This window comes from Allobosea sp. 01N443, from assembly GCF_056399325.1.
Genome location: NZ_JBFTRC010000301.1, coordinates 1 through 4,582, shown reverse-complemented (window position 1 = coordinate 4,582; position 4,582 = coordinate 1). Strand labels below are relative to the sequence as shown.

General features: G+C 65.9%; 6 protein-coding genes. All 6 read left to right on the top strand.

Annotation, left to right across the window (positions count from 1 at the left end):
• Positions 1 to 259 (top strand): MotA/TolQ/ExbB proton channel family protein (locus AC1DRP_RS35130; protein WP_476770959.1); only part of this gene is annotated, 259 nt, incomplete at its 5' end.
• A gap of 11 nt (positions 260 to 270) precedes the next feature.
• On the top strand, positions 271 to 720 hold the full coding sequence (gene tolR, locus AC1DRP_RS35125) for a protein TolR (protein ID WP_069879422.1): 450 nt from the start codon (positions 271 to 273) through the stop codon (positions 718 to 720).
• Positions 721 to 747: 27 nt separating this feature from the next.
• Positions 748 to 1,950, top strand: coding sequence for a cell envelope integrity protein TolA (gene tolA / locus AC1DRP_RS35120; protein ID WP_476770958.1), 1,203 nt, complete (start codon positions 748 to 750; stop codon positions 1,948 to 1,950).
• 20 nt (positions 1,951 to 1,970) lie between these two features.
• A complete protein-coding gene (tolB, locus tag AC1DRP_RS35115; RefSeq protein ID WP_441488350.1) occupies positions 1,971 to 3,314 on the top strand; it encodes a Tol-Pal system beta propeller repeat protein TolB in 1,344 nt (447 codons plus the stop codon).
• 189 nt (positions 3,315 to 3,503) lie between these two features.
• Positions 3,504 to 4,007 (top strand): peptidoglycan-associated lipoprotein Pal, encoded by a 504-nt coding sequence (gene pal, locus AC1DRP_RS35110; protein WP_069879425.1) that lies wholly within the window; start codon positions 3,504 to 3,506, stop codon positions 4,005 to 4,007.
• Positions 4,008 to 4,131: 124 nt separating this feature from the next.
• Positions 4,132 to 4,582, top strand: a 451-nt coding sequence (locus AC1DRP_RS35105) for a YbgF trimerization domain-containing protein (protein ID WP_476770957.1), incomplete at its 3' end; no start/stop codon positions are given.

Below are 4,582 nucleotides of genomic sequence, written 5' to 3'. Positions count from 1 at the left end.
GTTCGGCACGGTCTGGGGCATCATGAATTCCTTCACCGCCATTGCGGTCTCCAAGAATTCCTCCCTTGCCGTGGTGGCGCCCGGTATCGCCGAGGCGCTCTTCGCCACCGCTATCGGCCTGTTCGCCGCGATTCCGGCGCTGATGGCCTATAACAAGCTGCAGGCCGAAGTGGCCAAGGCCCAGAACCGCCTCGAAGCCTTTGCCGACGAGTTCTCCGCGATCCTGTCGCGGCAGATCGACGAGCGGCTGGCGGCATAAGGGGCTGCACGATGGGCATGTCAGCAGCGACCGGCGCCAAGGCCGGAGGCAGGCGGGGCCGGCGCGGCCGCCGCCACAGCGCGATCGCCGAGATCAACATGACGCCGTTCATCGACGTCATGCTGGTGTTGCTGATCATCTTCATGGTGGCCGCGCCCCTGATCGCGACCGGCGTTCCGCTCGATCTGCCGCAGACCGGGGCGAAGCCGATCAATGTCGACCAGAAGCCGATCACCATTGCCATCGACAGCAAGGGCCAGATCTTCCTCCAGGACCAGCCGACGCTGGAGCCCGATCTGGTGACGAAGTTGCATGGCCTCGCCAAGCAGGGCTTCGACGAGCGCATCTATGTGCGCGGCGACCGTCAGGTCGATTACGGGCGCGTCGCATCGGTGATGTCGACGATCACGTCGGCCGGGTTCAAGCGTGTGGCGCTCGTCACCGAGCCCGCAACGCGCTGACGACGTGAAGGCGAGGTATTTCCAGCCGTGAAGCTCTCCACCTCCGAACCGGGAATCGCGCTCTCCGCTCTCGGCCACGTGACGTTTCTCGTCGCGGGGCTGCTGGCGTTCTCGTCGCCGAATCCCCTGCCGGAGAACGAAGAGGCGATCGCCGTCGAGATGGTCGATCCGAGTGCACTGAACCAGGTCACGCGTGGCGAACGCAAGGCTGAGAAGGTGCAGGAACAGCCGGTCCAGCGCGCCGAGCGCCAGTCGGAGACGGTCGAGCGCAAGGAAGCCGGTGAGGCCAAGCAGGACACCCCTGCGCCACCGACGCGGCCCGCTGAATTGAAGACCGCGGACGACAACGCTTCGGCGCCAATGCCGCCAGCCCGCCCTGCGCTGCAGCCCCCGAAGCCGGAGCCCAAGCCGCCGGAGCCGGCGAAGCAGCCGCCGCAGAAGGCAGAGGCTGCGGCTGAGCCAAAGCCGGATCTGCGCCGCGAGGAGCTCGCCAAGCTCGCCGAGGAAGCTGAACTGGCCTCCAAGGCGAAGCAGGCCGAGGAGGATGCCAAGGCCGCTGCCAAGGCGAAGGCCGAAGCTGAGGCGCAGGCCAGGGCCGACGCTGCTGCCAAGGCCAAGGCGGAAGCGCAGGTCAAGGCGGCCGCTGCCGAGGCGGCCAAGGAAAAGGCTGAGGCGGAAGCCAGGGCGAAGGCCGAAGCGGAGGCCAAGGCCAAGATCGCCGCCGCCGCCAAGGCAAAGGCCGAAGCCGAGGCCAAGGCCAAGCGTGAGGCGGAGATCGCCAAGAACTTCAACCCGACCGATATCGCCAAGCTTCTGCAATCGAAGGAGCCGGCGCAATCCTCGGGCTCGTCCGCGCCGCAGGTGAACCGCACCGCTTCGCTTGGCACCGAGCGCGGCGCATCGCAAAAGCTCAGCCCTTCGCTGCGCGCGCAGCTTGTCGGGATCATTCAGGACCAGCTTCTGAAATGCTGGAACGTGCCGATCGGGCTCGCGAATGCGAAGGGCGCAGTCGTGCCTTCGGTGCGGATGAAGCTGAATACCGACGGCTCGCTCGCGGGCCAGCCGGGCGTGATCAACACCTCGTCCGATCCGCTGTTCCGGGTCGCGGCCGATTCGGCCCTGACGGCGACACGCCGTTGCGCGCCCCTGCGCATTCCTGCTCAATTTGCCGCTTACTATGACGACTGGCGTGATGTCGTCGTCAATTTCGACGCTAGGGACGTGCTGTGACCCCCATGTTTCGCAACTCCATGATCAAGGGCGCCGGTCAGACCCGTTCCGGGCTGACGCGCCGCCACGCGCTGACCCTTGCCGGATCGGCCATGTCCTTGCCGCTGCTGGTGCCGGCGGCTGCGCGCGCGGAACTGGTGATCGACCTGCGCAAGGGTACTTTCCAGCCCATGCCGATCGCGATCGCCGATTTCGGCGGCGAGGCCGGCGTGATGGTGTCCGGCGTGATCACCAACAATCTCAAGCGTTCCGGCTATTTCCAGCCGATCGACAAGTCGCGCCACCCCGACAAGAACCCGGCCTTCGATGCAGTACCGCAGTTCGAGGCCTGGAAGGCCGCCGGCGTGCAGGGGTTGGTGACGGGCCGCGTCTCGCGCGACGGTGGCCGGCTTCGCGCGGAATTCCGGCTCTGGGACGTCGTCACCGGCGAGCAGATCGACGGGCAGCAATATTTCACCGACCCGAACAACAGCCGGCGGGTCGGCCATATCATCTCGGACGCGATCTTCACGAAGGTCACGGGCGTCGGCGGCTTCTTCGATACCCGCGTCGTCTTCGTCGACGAATCCGGGACGAAGGAAAACCGGCGCAAGCGGCTCGCCATCATGGACCAGGACGGCGCCAATGTGCGCTACCTGACCAATGGCGAGGTCTCGGTCGTGACCCCGCGCTACTCGCCTGTGGCGCAGGAAGTCGCCTATATGGCACAGCGCACCGGCGAGCAGCCGCGCGTGCATGTGCTGAATATCGAAACCGGACAGCGTCAGGTCGTCGGGAATTTCCCCGACATGACCTCGAGCCCGCGCTTTTCACCGAATGGCGCGAAGATCGCGCTCAGCCTGCAGCAGGGCGGCAACGCAAATCTCTACATGATCGATATCGGCTCGCGCACGACGACGCGGCTGACTTCGACGGGCGCAATCGACACCTCGCCCTCGTTCTCGCCTGACGGCACCCAGATGGTGTTCGAGAGCGACCGCGGCGGTTCGCAGCAGCTTTATGTGATGGCGCTCGGCGGCGGGGAGGGCAAACGCATCTCCTTCGGCCAGGGCTCCTATTCGCAGCCGTCATGGTCGCCGCGCGGCGACCTGATCGCCTTCACGCGCCAGGGCGGTGGCGGCTTCGCCATCGGCGTGATGCGGCCGGACGGCTCGGGCGAGCGTATCCTGACCGAAGGCTTCCACAACGAAGCACCGAACTGGGCGCCGAACGGCCAGTACATCATGTTCTTCCGTGATCCAGGCGGGCAATCCGGCGGCAAGCTCTACATGGTCGATATCACGGGCCGGGTCGAAGTGCCGGTGCCGACACCGGCTTTCGCCTCGGATCCGAGCTGGTCTCCGCTGCTGACGACGGCGCGCTGAGGCGGCAATCTGTTGCTGTCGCGCAACAGCTCGGAGAATGCTGCATTTCGCTGCAATTGGTTAACCATACGCCGCAATGCCGCCACTTCGCCTTGATTTGGCAAGGTCTCGTTTAGGTTGACACATCATTGATGTGTCTGAGTTTCAGACTTTCTGATTGCGGAACCTAGACCCGCCTGGAGAATCAACATGCTGCTTGCCTCGCTCGCCAGCCCGCGCACTGCCCGTTTCGCCGCCGCCATCGCCGCCACGCTCGCACTGGGCGCCTGCGCCAAGGACCAGAACGCCGAAGCCGGCTTTGGAGCCGGCGGCGCGGCCACCCCGGGCAGCGCCCAGGACTTCGTCGTGAATGTCGGTGACCGCGTCTTCTTCGAGACCGACTCGACCGACCTGACGCCGACGGCCGTTTCGACCCTCGACAAGCAGTCCTCCTGGCTGCAGCGCTACCCGCGCTACACCTTCACCGTCGAGGGCCATGCCGACGAGCGCGGCACCCGCGAATACAACTATTCGCTTGGCGCTCGCCGCGCCCAGACGGTGCGCGACTATCTGACCTCGCGCGGCATCCAGGCCAACCGGATGCGCACGATCTCCTACGGCAAGGAGCGCCCGGTGGCGGTCTGCAACGACATTTCCTGCTGGTCGCAGAATCGCCGTTCCGTGACCGTGCTCGATGGCGCCGGCGGCGTCTGAGCATCCGGCTTTCTGAAATCTATCGAGGCCGGCACTTTCCCTGCGGAAGTGCCGGCCTTTTCATATTTTGGCCGCGGTGACAGCGTGTGATAACCCGTCACTTGAGAGAAACAGTCCGGTCTTCATGATGGTTCGAGAATTTGCCTTTCTACCCAGCCGGGCGCGACTGCTGGCTGCTGTCGCCTTCGGGGCCATTACATGGGCTGCGTTGCCGGCTGCGGCGCAGGATGCAGCCGAGCTGACCGTGCGCACCGGGCGACTGGAAAACCAGGTCCGAGCGCTGTCTGGCCAGATCGAGCAGTTGCAGTTCGAGAACCGCCGGCTCACCGAGCAGCTCCGCAAGTTCCAGGAGGATGTCGATTTCCGCCTGAACGAGCGCGGCGGCGGTGGCGCTCGCCCCGGTGGCGCCGCGCCAGGGCCGGCTGCCCAGCCGCCGGCGACGCAGCCGGGTCGTCCGCGTCGGAATGATGCCTTCGACCCCTCAACGCACCCGGGTGGCTCGGGGGCGCCGCGTCAGCTCGGCAGCATGGAAGGCATTATCGAGGACGAATTCGCCGGGGCGGGCGGTGGTGGCC

Bases quoted from the DNA above. Each gene is read 5' to 3' on its own strand.
- tolB (WP_441488350.1), top strand. From the start codon at position 1,971: ATGATCAAGGGCGCCGGTCAGACCCGTTCCGGGCTGACGCGCCGCCAC.
- tolR (WP_069879422.1), top strand. From the start codon at position 271: ATGGGCATGTCAGCAGCGACCGGCGCCAAGGCCGGAGGCAGGCGGGGC.
- pal (WP_069879425.1), top strand. From the start codon at position 3,504: ATGCTGCTTGCCTCGCTCGCCAGCCCGCGCACTGCCCGTTTCGCCGCC.